Annotated in this window: 12 protein-coding genes; 9 read left to right on the top strand and 3 right to left on the bottom strand. The window is 62.5% G+C overall.

Annotation, left to right across the window (positions count from 1 at the left end; all coding sequences use genetic code 11):
- Positions 1-134 precede the first annotated feature (134 nt).
- From BLU46_RS16410 to BLU46_RS16385, 6 genes are read left to right on the top strand one after another with little or no spacing between them, the layout of a single operon-like run.
- Positions 135-755: a CDP-alcohol phosphatidyltransferase family protein gene (locus tag BLU46_RS16410; protein WP_017476804.1), complete on the top strand. Its 621-nt coding sequence runs from the start codon at positions 135-137 to the stop codon at positions 753-755.
- A gap of 10 nt (positions 756-765) precedes the next feature.
- Positions 766-2,520: a bifunctional alpha/beta hydrolase/class I SAM-dependent methyltransferase gene (locus tag BLU46_RS16405; protein WP_093203480.1), complete on the top strand. Its 1,755-nt coding sequence runs from the start codon at positions 766-768 to the stop codon at positions 2,518-2,520.
- 3 nt (positions 2,521-2,523) lie between these two features.
- Positions 2,524-3,822, top strand: coding sequence for a phosphatase PAP2/dual specificity phosphatase family protein (locus BLU46_RS16400; RefSeq protein ID WP_093203475.1), 1,299 nt, complete (start codon positions 2,524-2,526; stop codon positions 3,820-3,822).
- Positions 3,812-4,255, top strand: coding sequence for a hypothetical protein (locus tag BLU46_RS16395; protein ID WP_093203471.1), 444 nt, complete (start codon positions 3,812-3,814; stop codon positions 4,253-4,255). The genes BLU46_RS16400 and BLU46_RS16395 overlap by 11 nt, the downstream gene beginning before the upstream one ends.
- 9 nt (positions 4,256-4,264) lie before the next feature.
- The gene (locus tag BLU46_RS16390) at positions 4,265-4,885 is read left to right on the top strand and encodes a lysophospholipid acyltransferase family protein (RefSeq protein ID WP_093203468.1); all 621 of its coding nucleotides are present in this window, start codon (positions 4,265-4,267) and stop codon (positions 4,883-4,885) included.
- A gap of 1 nt (position 4,886) precedes the next feature.
- A complete protein-coding gene (locus BLU46_RS16385) occupies positions 4,887-5,819 on the top strand; it encodes a phosphatidate cytidylyltransferase (RefSeq protein ID WP_063033761.1) in 933 nt (310 codons plus the stop codon).
- A 256-nt stretch (positions 5,820-6,075) separates the two neighbouring features.
- On the opposite strand, the gene BLU46_RS16380 is transcribed toward BLU46_RS16385, so the two are convergent.
- A complete protein-coding gene (locus BLU46_RS16380) occupies positions 6,076-6,549 on the bottom strand; it encodes an Lrp/AsnC family transcriptional regulator (RefSeq protein WP_093210165.1) in 474 nt (157 codons plus the stop codon).
- A gap of 145 nt (positions 6,550-6,694) precedes the next feature.
- Here BLU46_RS16380 and BLU46_RS16375 point away from each other — a divergent pair, with 145 nt between their 5' ends.
- The 3 genes from BLU46_RS16375 (at position 6,695) to pbpC (ending at position 15,526) form a co-directional block, all read left to right on the top strand.
- Positions 6,695-7,324 (top strand): LysE family translocator, encoded by a 630-nt coding sequence (locus tag BLU46_RS16375; protein ID WP_093203466.1) that lies wholly within the window; start codon positions 6,695-6,697, stop codon positions 7,322-7,324.
- Between the two features lie 80 nt (positions 7,325-7,404).
- Complete coding sequence (locus BLU46_RS16370) at positions 7,405-13,248, top strand: alpha-2-macroglobulin (RefSeq protein ID WP_093210164.1); 5,844 nt, start codon at positions 7,405-7,407, stop codon at positions 13,246-13,248.
- Positions 13,229-15,526, top strand: a complete 2,298-nt coding sequence (gene pbpC, locus BLU46_RS16365; RefSeq protein ID WP_063033759.1) for a penicillin-binding protein 1C — start codon at positions 13,229-13,231, stop codon at positions 15,524-15,526. Before BLU46_RS16370 ends, pbpC begins: the two co-directional genes overlap by 20 nt.
- Here the strand turns inward: pbpC and BLU46_RS16360 are convergent, their stop codons facing one another.
- Positions 15,527-16,693, bottom strand: a complete 1,167-nt coding sequence (locus BLU46_RS16360; RefSeq protein ID WP_063033758.1) for a hypothetical protein — start codon at positions 16,691-16,693, stop codon at positions 15,527-15,529. It lies immediately after the preceding gene.
- Positions 16,690-17,271 carry a LemA family protein gene (locus BLU46_RS16355; RefSeq protein ID WP_063033757.1) on the bottom strand — a complete coding sequence of 194 codons (582 nt, stop codon included), beginning with the start codon at positions 17,269-17,271 and terminating at the stop codon, positions 16,690-16,692. Before BLU46_RS16355 ends, BLU46_RS16360 begins: the two co-directional genes overlap by 4 nt.
- Between the last annotated feature and the right edge of the window lie 136 nt (positions 17,272-17,407).

Here is a 17,407-nt window from a genome sequence, read left to right as displayed (position 1 = left end):
AAATTTTTGTTTGGTTTCACACAGATAGTGACGAAAGCCCCAGAAACAGGAGCCATCACTGGTTTCAACCGTGATAAATCGGCACACTCCCCAGAGTTTTTCGCGGGCTTACGGACAAGGAAGCGTCACTCCCCATGATTTCGATCTATCAGCTTAAACCGCGTTTTCAGAACCTGCTGCGCCCGCTGGTGCAGCGCCTCTACGACAACGGCACCACCGCCAACCAGATCACCGTGCTGGCCGGGGTGATTTCCCTCCTGGTGGGATTGCTGATTGCCGGCTTCGCACAACATGTGTGGCTGTTTGCGCTGATTCCGCTGTGGATGATCCTGCGCATGGCCCTCAATGCCATCGACGGCATGCTCGCCCGGGAATTCGGCCAGCAGTCGCGACTCGGCGCCTACCTCAATGAACTGTGTGACGTGATCGCCGACAGCGCGCTGATCCTGCCGTTTGCGCTGATCCCCGAGGTCAGCCTGGCGCCGGTATTGCTGGTGACGCTGCTGGCGGTGTTCAGCGAATACGCCGGCGTGCTCGGGCCGATGGTCGGGGCCTCGCGGCGCTACGACGGCCCCATGGGCAAGAGCGATCGGGCATTTGTGCTCGGGGTTCTGGCCACCGGCGTGGCACTGGGCTGGCTCGGTGCCGGTTGGGTCGAGGCGGTGATGTGGCTGGTCGCGGCCTTGTTGGCCTACACCCTGGTCAACCGCGTGCGCCAAGGCCTCAAAGAACAACAAACCTCCCCTTCTGCATAAGGATTTTGCGATGCGTGAACAGCAAGAGCACACCTTCAGCACCCATGACGGGGTGGAGCTTTTCTACCGTCACTGGCCCGCCACCGCGCCCGCGGGCTTTGCACCCCGCAAGGCGATTTTGCTGTTCCATCGCGGCCACGAGCACTCCGGGCGTATCGCCCACCTGGTGGACGAACTGAACCTGCCGGAATTCGACTTCTTCGCCTGGGACGCCCGCGGCCACGGCCAATCCCCCGGCGCGCGCGGCGACAGCCCGAGCTTCGCCACCAGTGCGCGGGACGTGCAGACCTTCGTTGACCATATCGGCACCACCTACAGCATTGAGGAAGAAAACCTCGCGGTGATCGCCCAGAGTGTCGGCGCAGTGATCGCGGCGACCTGGGTGCACGACTACGCACCAAGGATCCGCTCGCTGGTACTCGCCTCGCCCGCGTTCAAGGTCAAGCTCTACGTGCCCTTCGCCCGGCCGGGCCTGGCGCTGATGCGCAAGTTTCGCGGCAATTTTTTCGTCAACAGTTACGTCAAGGCCAAGTTCCTGAGCCATGACCCGGAGCGCGTGGCGTCCTACGACAGCGATCCGCTGATCACCAAAGCCATCTCGGTGAATGTGCTGCTGGGCCTGTACGAAGCCGCCGATCGGGTTGTAGCCGATGCCCAGGCAATCCAGGTGCCGACCCAACTGCTGATCTCCGGCTCGGACTTTGTGGTGCACCGCAAACCCCAGCAGCAGTTTTTCGACCGCCTGGGCAGCCTGAAAAAAGAACTGCATATCCTCCCCGGCTTCTTCCACGACACCCTCGGTGAACGTGACCGCGCGGTGGCCTTGAGCAGCGCCCGGCGCTTTATCCTGCAGAACTTCGAACACCCGCTGGACCGCGCGACGCTGTTGGATGCCGACAAGATCGGCCTGACCTGCGCCGAATCCGAATCCCTCGCCGCGCCGTTGCCACGCAACTCCCTGCGCGACCTCTACTGGCGCATGACCCGCGCCAGCATGGGCCTGGGCAGCAAACTGTCGGATGGCGTGAAGCTTGGTTTCGATACCGGCTTCGACTCCGGCAGCACCCTGGACTACGTGTACCGCAACAAACCCACCGGCAAAGGCGGGCTGGGGCGGATGATCGACACCAATTACCTGAACTCCATCGGCTGGCGCGGTATTCGCCAACGCAAGCTGAACGTGGAAGAGCTGCTGCGCCTGGCGATGGCCAAGCTGCGGGACGAGCAGCAGGAAGTGCGCATCGTCGACATCGCCGCCGGGCATGGTCGGTACATTCTGGAAGCCTTGCAGGGCGTTTCGCCGTTGCCGGAATCGATCCTGCTGCGGGACTACAGCGACATCAACGTGCGCGACGGTGGCGCGCTGATTCGTGAAAAAGGCCTGGGAGACATCGCCCAGTTCGTCAAAGGCGATGCGTTTGACCGGGCGGACCTGGCAGCGCTGCAGCCCAAGCCGACGCTGGCGGTGGTGTCCGGGCTGTATGAACTGTTCGCGGATAACGCGATGGTCGGCGGTTCGCTCGCCGGTTTGGCCGAAGCCGTGGAGCCCGGAGGCTATCTGGTGTACACCGGCCAACCGTGGCACCCGCAACTGGAACTGATCGCCCGCGCCCTCACCAGCCACCGTCAGGGCCAGGCCTGGGTAATGCGCCGGCGTAGTCAGGCAGAGATGGATCAACTGGTGGAAGCCGCCGGTTTCCGCAAAATCACCCAGCGTGTGGATGAGTGGGGGATTTTCAGCGTGTCCCTGGCACAGCGAGTCTGACCCATGCGTGAACCGGGCCTGTTAAAACCGGCGGTGCTGTGGCTGCTGCTGTTGGCGCCGCTGTTTTTCAGCACCTACGGCTTTGCTACGTGGGTCACCAGCCAGCGCAGCGACGTGGGCACCATGGTGTTCGGCTGGGAAACCCATATCCCGTTCTGGGCCTGGACCATCGTGCCCTACTGGTCGATCGACCTGCTCTACGGTTTTTCCCTGCTGCTGCCCAGCACCCGCCATGAGTTGAAGCAACACGCCTTGCGCCTGCTGACGGCCCAGGTGATTGCCGTCACCTGCTTCCTGATCTGGCCACTGCGCTTCACCTTCGAAAGGCCGGAACTGGACGGCGTGTTCGGTTGGCTGTTTGCCGTACTCGCCGGGTTCGACAAGCCGTTCAACCAGGCGCCATCGCTGCACATCGCCTTGCTAGTAGTGCTGTGGATAATGTACCAGCGGCATAGCCAGGGCCTTTGGCGCTGGCTGGTGCATGGCTGGTTTGCGCTGATCGGCCTTTCGGTACTGACCACTTATCAACATCACTTTATCGACTTACCCACAGGTGCCCTCGCCGGCTGGCTGTGTGTGTGGCTGTGGCCGCCGGAACATCCGAGCCCGCTGCTGAATGCCCACCTGACCCGGGACCGGCAGCGTTGGCGGCTGGGTTTGCGCTATGGCTTCGGGTCGCTGGTGTGTCTGGTCCTCGCGTTTTCTCTCGGTGGGGGCTGGTTGTGGCTGCTTTGGCCGGCAGTTTCCCTCGGGTTGATGAAGGCGAATTATCTGGTGTTGGGCGTCTCAGGCTTTCAGAAACGCGCCGACGGGCGACTCACTCCGGCGGTACGCTGGTTGTTGGCGCCTTATCTAGTAGCCGCCTGGATCAATTCCCGCCTGTGGACACGTAAACATCCACAGCCCGACGAAGTTGTGGATAACGTTTGGCTAGGGCGAATTCCCACCGGCGGCGAGCTGGAGTCATTCAAGGCGGTGGTCGATCTCTGCGCCGAGTTACCGATTAATCCACAGGGCCGCGCCTATTACAGCTTGCCGGTGCTCGACCTCACGGCGCCCACCGCCGCGCAATGCCTGGAAGCCGCCCAAGCCATTGAACGACTGCGCTCAGCCGGGCCATTGCTGGTGTGCTGCGCCCTTGGTTACTCGCGAAGTGCCACGGCTGTGGCTGCATGGCTGCTACATACCGGGCGCGCAGGCAATGTCGACGAAGCGGTGGCTATTATTCGTACAGCACGCTCGCGTGTGGTCCTGCATCCCGCTCACCGTGAAGCCCTGGAGGGTTTAACCCATGCCCGCTGATATGGAATTACAGGTCGTCGCCAGCCTGCTGCGCCGCGGCCGTTCCCTGGATCAGTTATCCACAGGCCTGACCTTGCTCGGCGTACTGTTCGGCCTCGCGCAACTGCTGATGGCCAGTATCACGCCGATCTGCCTGACCCTCAGCCTGTGGATGATTGTGCTCGGGCTGCTGCAAAAATACTGGGCGCTGCGGGTGGCCTTCGACGCTGACCTGTTCGCCCTGCTGGCCCGGGACACCGAGCGCACGCCCGACTTCGACCAAGCCATGCAAACCCTTGGCCTGCAATCCGCCAAACGCGCGGGCCGGCCCTGGACCGAACGCCGTCGCGGCGCCTTGAAACTGTTGCGCAAGCAAGCCTACCTGCTGGCGGCGCAAGTGCTGCTGACCGTGGCCGTCATCCTGGCCAGCCCTTGGCTGCCCTTCGCCGGATAAGGAATCCTCATGTTCGAACCCGTGGTCGCCACCCTGATTACCTCCATGGCCCGCACCGTCACCGGCGCCCGCAGCCTGTGGCTTGGCTGCGCGCCCGTGCCGGTGCAGCGCATCTATTACGCCAACCACAGCAGCCACGGTGATTTCGTGCTGCTGTGGGCCTCGTTGCCGCAGAACCTGCGTAAATTCACCCGCCCGGTGGCCGGCAGTGACTACTGGAACAAAAGCGCCCTGCGACGCTACATCATCAGCCGGGTGTTCAATGGCGTGCTGATCGACCGCGAGCGCAAAGACCCTGTGGATAACCCCCTGCAACCGATGCTTCAGGCCCTGGAACAGGGAGACTCGCTGATCATCTTTCCCGAGGGCACACGCAACCTGGAAGACGGCCTGCTGCCGTTCAAAAGCGGGCTGTATCACCTGGCCAAGAGTTATCCACAAGCCGAGCTGATCCCGGTGTGGATCGCCAACCTCAACCGGGTCATGCCCAAGGGCCGCGTGCTGCCGCTGCCCTTGCTGTGCACTACCAGCTTTGGCGCACCGCTGCAGCTGGAGGAAGGCGAAGACAAGGCGCTGTTCCTCGCCCGCACCCGCGACGCCTTGCTCGCCCTCGCCCCGGAGCATTCCTGACATGGATAGCCAAACCCTGATGTTGTTCGGCGGGATCGGCGCGATCCTGGTGCTCGCCTCGCTGATCGGCCTGATCCTCAAACTGCGCACCCGTGGCACACCTAACGCGGTGATCGACAACCTCAACGCCCGCATCAATGCCTGGTGGGTGATGGTGGTGGTGATCGGTGTGGCCTTCTGGCTCGGCACCGGCGCGGTGATCCTGCTGTTCTACGCCGTGTCGTTCTATGCCCTGCGGGAATTCCTCACGCTCACGCCCACCCGGCGCAGCGATTACCCGGCACTGGTGGCGGCGTTTTACCTGGCGTTGCCGCTGCAATACCTGCTGATCTACTTCGACTGGTATGGGCTGTTCTCGATCTTTATCCCGGTGTACGTATTTTTGCTGCTGCCGATCCTTGCGTCACTGGGCGGCGACAGCACGCACTTCCTGGAACGGGCGTCGAAGGTGCAATGGGGGCTGATGATCGCGGTGTTCTGCGTGTCCTTCGTGCCGGCGCTGCTGACCCTGGATATCGTCGGCTACGAAGGCCGCAACCTGCTGCTGATCGCCTACCTGGTGATCGTGGTGCAGCTGTCAGACGTCTTGCAGTACGTGTGCGGCAAGCTGTTCGGCAAACACAAGATCGCGCCCAACCTGTCGCCGTCGAAGACGGTGGAAGGGTTTGTCGGCGGGATTCTGTTGTCATCCCTGATCGGTGCGGCGCTGTGGTGGACCACGCCGTTCAATCCCTGGCAGTCGTTCCTGATTGCGCTGCTGATCAACCTGCTGGGGTTTGCGGGCGGGATCGTGATGTCGGCGATCAAGCGCGACCGCGGCGTGAAGGATTGGGGGCACATGATCGAAGGACACGGCGGGATGCTGGACCGGCTGGATTCGGTGTGTTTTGCCGCGCCGATCTTCTTTCATCTCGTGCGCTACTGGTGGACCTGAAACCTCACTCCATGACCTTCTCCCCCGTAGCAGCTGTCGAGCTCCAGCGAGGCTGCGTCGGCCGCACCACCGACCTCAGACCGAGTCGCGCCCTACGCAGCCTCGCTAAAGCTCGACAGCTGCTACGAAGGGAGAGGAGTTTCTGATCGTTCCCACGCTCTGCGTGGGAATGCATCCGGTGACGCTCCGCGTCACGACGTTAAGAGCGGACGCGGAGCGTCCAAGGCGGCGTTCCCACGCGGAGCGTGGGAACGCTCTAGCCGGGAAGATGCCCCAACGGTAACGGCCCCGGGGTCTTCACCGTTTGAATTGCGAAGTTGCTGCGGATATCGCTCACCCCCGGCAACTTCAACAAACTCCCGGTCAGGAACCGCTCATACCCGCGCAAGTCCGACACCACCACTTGCAGCAGAAAATCCGATTCCCCCGACACCAGAAACGCCGAAATAACCTGAGGCAACGCGGTCACCGCCAACCGAAACGCTTCCGCCTGTTCGTCGTTATGCCGCTCCACTTTGACCCCGACAAACACCGTCAGCCCCAACCCCACTTCATCCCGATCGAGGCTCGCCTGATAGCCGCGAATCACTCCGGCTTCTTCCAACAACCGCACCCGCCGCAAGCAAGGCGACGCCGACAAGCCAATCTCGTCTGCCAGTTGCACATTGCTCAACCGGCCGTCCCGTTGCAGGGCCTCAAGAATCTTGCGGTCAAACGCATCCAGTTTCAGGTTTGGCATAAGTAAACTGTTTCGCCCGTCAAAAGTGGCAGATTGTGCCAAGACTAGACGCCTTTCCGGTTGACTACGCAAGCACCTGCCCCGGCCTTCACCTCTAAAATTGCCCTACGAATCACGTACCGCAAGGGGCAGGCACATGGCAGAACTCTGGTTGTTTTTAGTCGCGCTGGCGGTGGTGTACCTGCTGCCCGGCCCGGACATGATCCTGCTGCTGCAAACCGGCGCCCGCCAGGGCAAAGCGATGGCGCTGGCAACCGCAGTCGGTTTGGGGCTCGCACGGGCCTGCCACGTGGCACTGGCCGGGATGGGTCTGGCGACGTTGTTCAAGGTCGCGCCCTGGACCTTCGATGTGGTGCGCCTGGGCGGTGCGGCGTATCTGCTGTGGATCGGCGTGCAGTGCCTGCGCTCCAACCTGCTGCCCAACCTGAACACCGGGGATGGCCCGGCACCGGCGCATGCCTGGCGCGGAGCCTTCCAACGCGGCCTGCTGACCAACCTGCTCAACCCCAAGGCGCTGCTGTTCTGCTCCGTATTGCTGCCGCAGTTCATTGATCCACACGGCGCTTCGGTGACGGCGCAGTTCGCAACGTTGGGCGTAATTCTCGTGGCCGTCGGCCTGGCATTCGACAGTTGCTATGGATTGGCCGGCGCCAGAATCGGCCGCTGGCTGCAGCGCAGCCCGTCCGCCCAACGCCTGCAACAATGGCTGTTTGGCAGTCTTTTGATCGGTTTTGCGATACGCCTCACCTTCGTACAGCAAGCCTGAGCAAAACGACGTGTTTTGCCGTCATCTTTTGTATTAAAGAGACGTGTAAGATACGCGACACATTGCCAGGGATGCTCACCATGTTTGATTCGTTAAAAGCGACCAGCCGCCGTTTTTTCGGGGCCTTGATCTCAGTGGTGAGTGTTGTGTTCCGCGCTGTGCGATGGCTGGCGCGTAGCCTGTTCGGCCAGTGGCAACCGCCGCGTTGGATGCAAGCGTCCGGCAACGGCCTGGTCAATGTCGGCCATAAGGCCCGGGCGTATCCGCGTCAGGCCGCAGGCGGTGTACTGGCCCTGGCGTTGCTGGTGGCCGCAGGCGTCTATGGCTGGCATTGGTATTCCCACCTGCCGCAACCCCACACCGTGGGCTATTCGCTGCACAAGCCCAACCTGACGGATTACACCCAGCCGCAGCCGGTTGTGGATAACTTGCAGGTGCGCTTCGCCGAATCCGTGGCTCCGCTGGCAGCCATTGGCAAACCGGTCACCGAAGGCATCACGCTCAAGCCGACCATTGCGGGTACCTGGCGCTGGTCGGACGACCGCAGCCTGGTGTTCACCCCGGAAAAAGACTGGCCCGTCGACGCCCACTACACCATCGACCTGGCCAAGAAAAACCTGTTGGCCGACGGTGTACTGCTCAGCCAATACACCAGCCAATTCTCCACCCAGCCGTTCCGCGCGACGTTGACGCAAAACGAGCTGTACCAAGACCCGAGCAACCCGACGCAGAAACAGCTGGTCGCGACCTTCCACTTTTCCCACCCGGTAGATGAAGACAGCGTACGCAAGCGTGCCTCGGTCACCCTCGGCAAAGGCCTGGCCTACCGCGACGCGCAACTGCCCAACCGTCCGGAAGTCACCTTCGACGAGCACAAGCTCAACGCTTTTGTACGCTCCGCCGCCCTGGCCACTCCGCTGGAAAGCACCCCGGTCAGCGCCAAGCTCGATGAAGGCCTCAAGGCCCGTGACGGCGGCAACGCCAGCACTGCACCGCTGGTGGCCGAAGTCACCGTGCCCGGCCGCTATCGCCTGACCTTTACCGGCGCCGAAGTCAGCTTTGTCGACAACGAGCGCGGCGAGCCCGAGCCGGTGTTGATGTTCAGCAGTTCCAGCGCCGTGGCCGACGAGACCATCGCCAACAAGGTCCAGGCCTGGATGCTGCCGGAAAAAGCCGAGGACGATACCCGCCCCTGGAACCTGCAAGACATCGACGACAAGCTGCTGGCCAGCAGCACCAAGGTCAAGCTGACCCACGTGCCGAGCGTCGAACCGCTGAATACCCTGCACGCCTTCAAGTTCAAGGCCCCGCCGGGCCGCGCCCTGTACGTGCGGGTACCGGCCAACCTGGAAGCCATCGGCGGCTACCTGGCGAAAAATCCGACAGCTTCTCTCGTGAGCATGCCGGCTTATCCGCGCACGCTGCAGTTCCTGTCCGACGGCGCCCTGCTCAGCCTCACCGGCGAAAAACGCCTGGGCTTCATGGCCCGTGGCGTGCCCGGCGCCCATGTGGAAATCGCGCGCCTGCTGCCCAACCAGTTGCAACACTTGGTGGACCAGAGCAGCGGCAGCTTTGCCCGACCGAATTTTGCCAATGACTACTTCGACCGGATGGTGGAGCGTCAGAGCCTGGACATTCCGCTGTCGGCTGGCGACCCGTCCAAAACCGTCTACGACAACGTCGACCTGAGCAGCTACCTGACGGCCAACGGCGGCCGCCGGGGGATTTTTGTGCTCAAGCTGAGCCCGCAGGACGACCCGGCTGATCGCACCTTCGACTACTCGCGCAATACCACCAGCGACCTGCGTTTCATCGTGGTTACCGACTTGGGCATCATCGCCAAGCGCTCCAGCGATGGCAGCCACGACGTGTACGTACAGTCCATCGGCAACGGCTCGCCGGTGTCCGACGCCCAGGTCGATATCATCGGCCGCAACGGCTTGCCGGTCGCCAGCGGCCATACCGACGCCGAAGGCCACGCGCACTTCGCCAAGCTGGATGAACTGCGCCGTGAGAAAACGCCATTGATGTATGTGGTCAGTCGCGGCAACGACCAATCGTTCCTGCCGATTGCCCGTCAGTCCCAGCAGCTGGATTTGTCGCGCTTTGATGTAGGCGGCCTGGAAGAAGACGGTGCGATCAATCGCCTCAGCGCCTACCTGTTTACCGACCGTGGCCTGTACCGGCCCGGCGAGACCGCGCACTTGGGCATGATCGTGCGCAGCGGCGACTGGAAAGGCGCCCTGCAAGGCCTGCCGGTTGAGCTGCAGATCACCGACCCACGTGGTCTTGAGGTGATTCGCCAGCCATTGAAACTGTCGGCCAGCGGCTTTGAGACTTTTGATTTCCCAAGCAGCGAAGTCGCGCCATCCGGCGATTACACCGCGACCCTGCAACTGATCGGCGAGAAGCAGCGCCGCACTGATCTGGGCAGCGTCAGCTTCAAGGTCCGCGACTTTGAACCGGACCGGATGAAAGTCAGCCTGAGCTTGCACGATACACCGGTGCTGGGCTGGATCCCGCCGGACCAAGTGGTGGCCAAAGTCACCGCGATGCACTTGTTCGGCGCTCCGGCGGCGGGCCGTCGCGTCACGGCAAAAATGTCCCTGAGCCCAACGCTCGCGGCGTTTGATCGTTACCCGGATTACCGCTTCCGCCTGAATGACTCACTGGAAGAAGCCAGCTCCGAAGACCTGGCCGAAACCACCGTCGACGACAATGGCCAGGCGCTGCTCGACCTGAACCTGCAACGCTTCGCCAACAGCACCTACCGCCTGCAAGTGATGACCCAGGTGTACGAAGCCGAAGGCGGTCGTAACGTCGCCGCACAAAGCGCGTTGCTGGTGTCGGCAGCGCCGTACCTGGTGGGTGTGAAGAGTCAGGATTCGCTGTCCTTCGTCGCCAAGGACGCACCGCGTCAGGTGCAATGGCTGGCCGTGGCGCCAGACCTCACGCCAGTCGCCGTGGACGGCCTGACCAGTGAAGTAGTCGAGCACCGTTACGTCTCGGTGCTGGTGAAGCAATCCAACGGCACCTACAAATACGAGTCGCGCATCAAGAACATCAGCCAGCCGGCCTCGCCGGTGGTGATGACCAAGGACGGCGCCAAGCAAACCCTGAACACCGGCACTCCGGGCGATTTCACCCTGCAACTCAAGGACGCCAACGGCAATCTGCTGAACCAGATCGACTACAGCGTTGCCGGTCGGGGCAATACCTCACGTTCCCTGGAACGCAATGCCGAGCTGCAACTGCGCCTGGATAAACGCAGCTACGCCACCGGTGATGAGATCGCCATCAGCATTCGTGCGCCGTACACCGGGGCCGGGTTGATCACCATCGAACGGGACAAGGTCTACACCCAGCAGTGGTTCAAGGCCGACAGCACCAACAGCGTGCAACATATCCGCGTTCCTGCCGGGCTTGAGGGCAATGCCTACGTCAACGTGCAGTTCGTGCGGGACATCGGCTCGTCCGAGGTCTACATGAGCCCGCTGTCCTACGGCGTGGTGCCGTTCAGCATCAACCTCGACGCGCGGCGCATGGCGTTGAAAGTCGAAGGCCCGGCGAAGATTGAGCCGGGGCAGACTCTGGATATCAAGATCAACGCCGACCGCCCTGGCCGCGCAGTGGTCTACGCGGTGGATGAAGGCATCCTGCAAGTGGCGCGCTACCAGTCGCCGGACCCGCTGGGCTTCTTCTTCCAGAAGCGTGCACTGGAGGTCGGTACCAGTCAGATTCTTGACCTGATCCTGCCGGAATTCAGCCGCCTGCTCAGTGGGGCAGCGCCGGGTGGTGACACCGAAGGCGCCCTGGCCAATCATCTCAACCCGTTCAAGCGTAAACATCAGCCGCCAGTGGCCTGGTGGTCGGGCTTGGTGGACTTGCCGGCCGGTGAAACCGTGTTGCATTACCAGGTTCCGGACAGCTTCAACGGCAAGCTGCACCTGTTTGCGGTGGCCGTGGACAGCGACAGCGTGGGCGTCAGCGAGGCCAATACCGAAGTGCGCGGGCCGCTGGTGATCACGCCGAACGTGCCGGCTTTTGTCGCGCCGGGTGATGTGTTCAGCGTCAGCGCCGGGGTGTTCAGCAACCTCGACGCCGCGGCGGACGTGAAGTTTGAAGTGCAGACCAGCAATGGCCTGCAGGTGCAAGGCGACAAGGCCAGCACCCTGGCCCTGCAACCGCGCAAGGAAGGCGTCGCCGAGTTCAAGATCAAGGTTGGGGAAAACCTCGGCTCGGCCGACTTGCGCTTCGTCGCGGTGCTGCCGGATGGCAAGCGGATCCAGGTGGCGGAAACCACGTCGATCCGGCCATTGAGCGAACATCGGGTGGCCCTGAGCCTGGGCCGTTTCGACAGCGCCAGCAAAGAGCTGAAACCGACCCGCGACCTGTTCGGCCAGTTGCGCGATGTGCAATTGGGCGTCGCCGCTTCGCCGCTGGTCTGGGCCAACGGCCTCAAGCATTACCTGGATGACTACGGCTACGCCTGCACCGAGCAATTGGTGTCCAAGGCCATGCCGGCGTTGATCTGGGGTGGTAACGCGCCGGAGGCCGAGCAGGCCTTCAACGGCGCGGTGCGCATGCTGCGTCAGCGGCAGAACCAGGCCGGTGGTTTTGGCCTGTGGGCGGCCAACCCGGACGTAGCGCCGTACGCCAGCCTGTATGCCACCGACTTCCTGATCGAAGCCAGGGAGCGCGGGCTGCCGGTACCGGAAGACCTGTTGCAACGTTCCAACGCGTACCTCACCGACCTGGCCAACGGCCCGAGCGAAGGTCTGTCGGAATTGCGCAACCGCGCCTATGCCAGTTACCTCCTGAGCCGTCAGGGGATTCTGGTGAGCGGCGCCTTGAGCGATATCCGCGAACGCTACGAGAGCTACTTCAAGGACACCTGGCAGAACGACATTGGCGCCGCATACCTCGCCGCCAGCTACAAGTTGCTCAAGCAGGATCGTCAGGCCGACACGCTGTTCCGCAAGGTGCCGTGGCTTTCCCTGTCGGATAAATGGAACAGCGACGGCCTGTATTACGACCCGCTGGTGCACGACGCAGAGCACCTGCATTTGCTCGCCCGTCACTTCCCGGAAATGCTCGACGATGTGCCGGCAAGCCTGCTGGATAAACTCGGCAAGCGCCTCAACGAGCAACGCTACAACTCGCTGTCGGCGGCACTGTTGCTGCGGGCCCTGGACAACTATGGCCAGCGCGCGCAAAGCGACATGACCCTCAAGGCCACCGCATGGCTCAGCGACAAGCAGCAACAGTTGTTGCAGATGGCCGGCCAGCCGCCACGTGCGGCGGTGCCTGCCGGTACGCAAAAGCTGCAGATGGAAAAATCCGATGGCCCGGCGGCGTTCTACATGCTGAGCGAAGCCGGCTATGACAAGGGCGCCAACCTCAAGCCGATCAATAGCGGCCTGGAAATCATCCACGAATACCTCGACCTCAAAGGCAACCCAGTCAGCAAGGTCGCGGTGGGTGATGAGTTCCTCGTGCGCCTGCGCTTGCGGGCCACCGACCGTGATCAGGTGCAACAAGTGGCCGTGGTCGACCTGCTGCCAGGCGGCGTCGAGCCTGTGTATAACTTGCCGCCGGAGCCGGAAGCGGCCAGCAGTGAGGAAAGCGAAGGCGACGATTCGGAGTACGTTGAAACCAGCGAAGACACCGAGGAAGCCGACGCCTGGCAGGCGCCGATTGGCGAGACCGACTTGAGCAACTGGCAACCGGACTACGTCGATGTGCGTGATGACCGAGTGGTGTTGTACGGCACCGCGCTGCGGGACGTAGGCACCTTCGTGTACCGCGTGCGCGCCACCAACGCCGGTACCTTCAATACGCCACCGGCCTACGCCGAGGGCATGTACGAAACCACCCTGCAAGGACGCGGCAAAGTAGGCCAGCTTGAAATTACCAAGCCTTAAAAGCCTGACGCCGCTGCTGGCGGCGGCGTTGATTCTGGCGGGGCTGCGACTGTGGCCCCATGCACCGCTGGAACAGGCCGCCACCTCCTCACGGGTGGTGCTGGCCGATGACGGTTCGCTGCTGCGCATGACCCTGGCGGCTGATGGGCAATATCGCCTGTGGCTACCCCTGGAGCGGATTTCTCCGTCATTGGTGGAAGCGTTGCTGCTCAAGGAAGACCGCAATTTCTACTGGCACCCGGGGATCAATCCCCCGGCGTTGCTGCGGGCGGCCATGGCCACTTATAGCGGCGGCCAGCGCCAGGGCGGCTCGACCTTGAGCATGCAGTTGGCCAGGCGCCTGTGGGATCTCAATACCCGCCAGGTGCCCGGCAAGCTGCAGCAGATGGCCCTGGCGTTGTGGTTGGAGGCGCGTTACAGCAAGCATGACATTCTCGAGGCCTACCTCAACCTGGCCCCCATGGGCGGCAATATCGAAGGTGCCGAAGCGGCCAGCCGGATCTATTTCGGCAAGTCAGCGGCGCAATTGTCCTTGTCTGAAGCGCTGGCGCTGGCCGTGATTCCTCAGCAACCCGGTCGCCGCGCGCGCTTCGGGCCATCGCTGCAAACCGCTCGGCAACGACTGATGGCGGACTGGCGGGAAACTTATCCACAGGACCCGCGTAACGACAGCTTGCTGGACTTGCCGCTGGAAGCCCGCAACCGCCAGCAGATCCCGTTTCTGGCGCCGCACTTGAGCGAACAGTTGCTGGCCTCGCAAACCGGCAACGAGTTGAACAGCACCCTCAACCAGCCGCTGCAACAATTGCTGGAACGGCTGATCACCGGTTTTATCGCCGAGCGCCGCAGCAGCGGTGTGGAAAACGCTACGGCGATCCTGGTCGACAGCCGCGACCAGAGCGTAAAAGCCCTGGTGGGCTCGGCGGATTACTTATCCACAGGCATCCATGGCCAGGTCAACGGTGTGCTGTCGCGGCGCTCGCCCGGCTCTACGCTCAAGCCATTCCTGTATGGGCTGGCGCTGGACCAAGGGGTGATCCACCCCATGAGCATCCTCAAGGACATGCCGAGTAACTTCGGCTACTTCCAGCCGGAAAATTTCGACGGCAGTTTTGTCGGGCCGGTGACAGCCCGTGATGCGCTTATCCGCAGCCGCAATATCCCGGCGGTGTGGCTGGCCAGCCAAACCCGCTCGCCGTCACTCTACGGATTGCTGCAACGCGCCGGGATCAAGGGCCTGCGAGGCGAAAGCCATTACGGTTTGGCGCTGGCCCTGGGCGGCGGCGAGATGACGCCCGAGGAGCTGGCGCGGCTGTATGTGATGCTGGCCGGTGACGGACATCTGAGACCCTTGCGCTATTTGCAGGAACAGCCGCAAACCACTGGTCCCCAGCTACTCACCCCACAAGCGGCCTTTATGGTGCGCGACATGCTGCGGCGCAACCCGCGCCCGGACGGGCTGCCGGGACGCCATTGGCGCACGGCCTGGAAGACCGGCACCTCATGGGGTTTTCACGATGCGTGGAGCGCCGGCCTCGTAGGCCCTTACGTGCTGGTGGTGTGGGTGGGCAACTTCGATGGGCGTCCAAATCCGGAGTTTATTGGCGCGAAAACCGCCGCACCCCTGTTCTTCCGTATCGCCGACGCCCTGCCGCTGGCCTTGCCGAATGTGGTGATCAAACCCGACAAGCCGCCCGCCGGGCTGATCCGCATCGACGTCTGCGCCGCCTCTGGCGACTTGCCCAACCGCTGGTGCCCACGTACCCGCAAGACCTGGTACATCCCCGGCGTGTCACCAATTCGCGTGTCCAACCTGCACCGCCCGGTGCTGATCGACACCCGGACCGGCAAGGCCGCGTGCCCGCCATTCGACCCGCAGTACACCCGTGAAGAAGTCTTCGAATTCTGGCCCAGCGATGTGCAGCGGCTGTTCCGCGCCGCCGGGCTGCCCCGGCGCACGCCGCCCAATGTGCAGAAAAGTTGCCAACCCAATCGTATCGGCGACCAGAGCGAGGCGCCGCAGATTCGCTCGCCGCTGACTCAGGTCAGCTATCACCTGCGTCTTTCCCAGCCCCAGGAAAGCATCCCGCTGAACGCCAACGCAGCCAGTGATGCACTGACGCTGTATTGGTTTGCCGACCAGACTCTGATCGGCCAGGGCCCGCCGCAAACCACGCTGAACTGGCGGCCGGGTAAGTCGGGGGACTATCGGTTGCGGGTCACTGATGATCAGGGGCGCAGCGCGAGCCGAGGCTTGAAGGTTGAGTTTGTACCCTGATCAGGCGTCTTCGTCGCCTAAACCGGCGGTGCCTGCATCTTTTGCGAAATGCTTGTACGCCACCCCCAGCTTGCGTTGCTCAAAGATCGAAAACACCAGGGTGCCCAGCAGAATCATCATCCACACCAGGAACACCTTCATGGTGTCCACCTGAGCCACCACCAGCAGCAACGTCACCACGCCACCAATCACCATGCCCAATCCCATCCAGGCGCCCAGCACACGGCCCACCGCCAGGCGCATGCCCTTGGGCAGCAACAGCCGCAGCGCGAGCAACACCACAAACATCGTCAGCAAAAAGCCAAACGCGGCCATGAAAGGGATTACGAAGCCATTGTCACGGTACAACCAGGCCAGAAAACGATAGGCCGGGTTCAATCCCGCCATTTGCTGGTAGGTGGCGGGGCCCGGCAGGTGCAGTTGGGCAAAATGTTCCGGGGTCATGGCCATGATGCCGACACCGATCAGGCCCACCACCACCGCATAGAAACCACCGGCACGCCACAACGGCGCCAGCACACGGCGATTCTCCACATCCTTGGTCTCGGCCACGCCGAACACTGCGTCACGTTGCCTGCCCTGGGCAATCACCGTCTTGCCGTCACGTTCGCAGGCGTCGCCAATCAGCATCACCTGCATATCCTGGGAGAGGAGCAGTTCGCCCTGGCGGCGGGAGTTGCTGATCCACTCATGGTCGTCAGGACGCTTCTTGCCGAACAGGTCGATGCCTTCGGCAATCACCGTCACTTCCCCGGTGGCGTCCTGCAGGCGGAAGTCGTTGCAGCGAGCCTCGGCTGAGACCTGGCTCCAGCTCCAATCGCCGTCCTTGTCTTTGGTGCCTTCCTCGATGATCCACACGTAACCCGCACAAGGCTTGCCGTTGACCGGGGAGATCAGCGGTGTGTCGACGATCACCTTGCCGTTGACCTCCACCAGGCCCATGGCCAAGGAGCGTATCTGGCTGGTGGCCAGGCGTTGTTCGGTGCGATAGAAGTTGGGGCCGAAGCTGGCCAGCAAACCGATCAAAATGCAGACAGGGAAAAACAGCGCAACCAGGATCGTCGGGGCGTAAACCATCAGGCCGATGAAGCCGGCAAGAAAGATCAGCGCCACCAAGGTTTTCCAAGCCGGCTTTTTCGCGACAACGCCCGCCTGAGTGGTTTTCATGCTCCCGGCACCTCAAGCTTCACGCCCTCGTAGCGGGTTTCTTCGGCGCTGATGGCCAGCAGCGGGATGCGCTGGTAGCCAAGCATCTTGGCGAAGAACAGATCAGGGAAAATCGCGATGGCGATGTTGTAGAGGTTGACCGACTCATTGAAGAACTCGCGGCGGTCGGCGATGCGCTCTTCCACCGCCGAGATCGCCTGCTGAAACTCGACCATGTTGGGGCCGGAGATCAGCGTCGGATAATTCTCGGCCACCGCAATCACCGACTTGAGCGCCGTATTGAGCTGGTTGGAGGCATCGACCTTATCGGTGAGGCTGCTGGCGTTGAGGTACGCGGTACGGGCGTCGCTGAGGCGGGTGAACAGCGCGTTCTCATGGCTCATGGCGGCTTGCACCACGCGCATCAGGTCGGGAATCTGGTCTGCCCGCTGCTTGAGCAACACGTCGATGTTGGCGAAGGCTTTATCCACATCGTTGCGGCGCATCACCAGGCCGTTGTAGACCCCCACCAGCCAGCCGACCAGGCCGACCACAATAATCAGCACGACGATACCGGCGATCAGCAGTTCGATGTTCATGGCGGCGGCATTCCCTGGCTAGTTATCCACAGGGCGCATTCTAGGGGTAAAGCAGGGGAATACTCCCGGAATTAGTCCACAGAAACGGCAAGACCCGATATCCGGTAGCCTGAAAAAGCAAAACCCCCGAAGAACG

The sequence above is a fragment of the Pseudomonas yamanorum genome (assembly GCF_900105735.1).
Taxonomy (GTDB): domain Bacteria; phylum Pseudomonadota; class Gammaproteobacteria; order Pseudomonadales; family Pseudomonadaceae; genus Aquipseudomonas; species Aquipseudomonas yamanorum.
The sequence above is the reverse complement of the archived record's forward strand: the minus strand, read 5'-3'. Positions and strand labels throughout refer to the sequence as shown.

What these genes read in the sequence shown, in the direction of transcription:
- BLU46_RS16395 (WP_093203471.1), top strand. Translation starts at nt 3,812, where the DNA reads ATGCCCGCTGATATGGAATTACAGGTCGTCGCCAGCCTGCTGCGCCGC.
- BLU46_RS16375 (WP_093203466.1), top strand. Translation starts at nt 6,695, where the DNA reads ATGGCAGAACTCTGGTTGTTTTTAGTCGCGCTGGCGGTGGTGTACCTG.
- BLU46_RS16400 (WP_093203475.1), top strand. Translation starts at nt 2,524, where the DNA reads ATGCGTGAACCGGGCCTGTTAAAACCGGCGGTGCTGTGGCTGCTGCTG.
- BLU46_RS16355 (WP_063033757.1), bottom strand. Translation starts at nt 17,271, where the DNA reads ATGAACATCGAACTGCTGATCGCCGGTATCGTCGTGCTGATTATTGTG.
- BLU46_RS16385 (WP_063033761.1), top strand. Translation starts at nt 4,887, where the DNA reads ATGGATAGCCAAACCCTGATGTTGTTCGGCGGGATCGGCGCGATCCTG.
- BLU46_RS16370 (WP_093210164.1), top strand. Translation starts at nt 7,405, where the DNA reads ATGTTTGATTCGTTAAAAGCGACCAGCCGCCGTTTTTTCGGGGCCTTG.
- BLU46_RS16360 (WP_063033758.1), bottom strand. Translation starts at nt 16,693, where the DNA reads ATGAAAACCACTCAGGCGGGCGTTGTCGCGAAAAAGCCGGCTTGGAAA.
- BLU46_RS16390 (WP_093203468.1), top strand. Translation starts at nt 4,265, where the DNA reads ATGTTCGAACCCGTGGTCGCCACCCTGATTACCTCCATGGCCCGCACC.
- BLU46_RS16405 (WP_093203480.1), top strand. Translation starts at nt 766, where the DNA reads ATGCGTGAACAGCAAGAGCACACCTTCAGCACCCATGACGGGGTGGAG.
- BLU46_RS16410 (WP_017476804.1), top strand. Translation starts at nt 135, where the DNA reads ATGATTTCGATCTATCAGCTTAAACCGCGTTTTCAGAACCTGCTGCGC.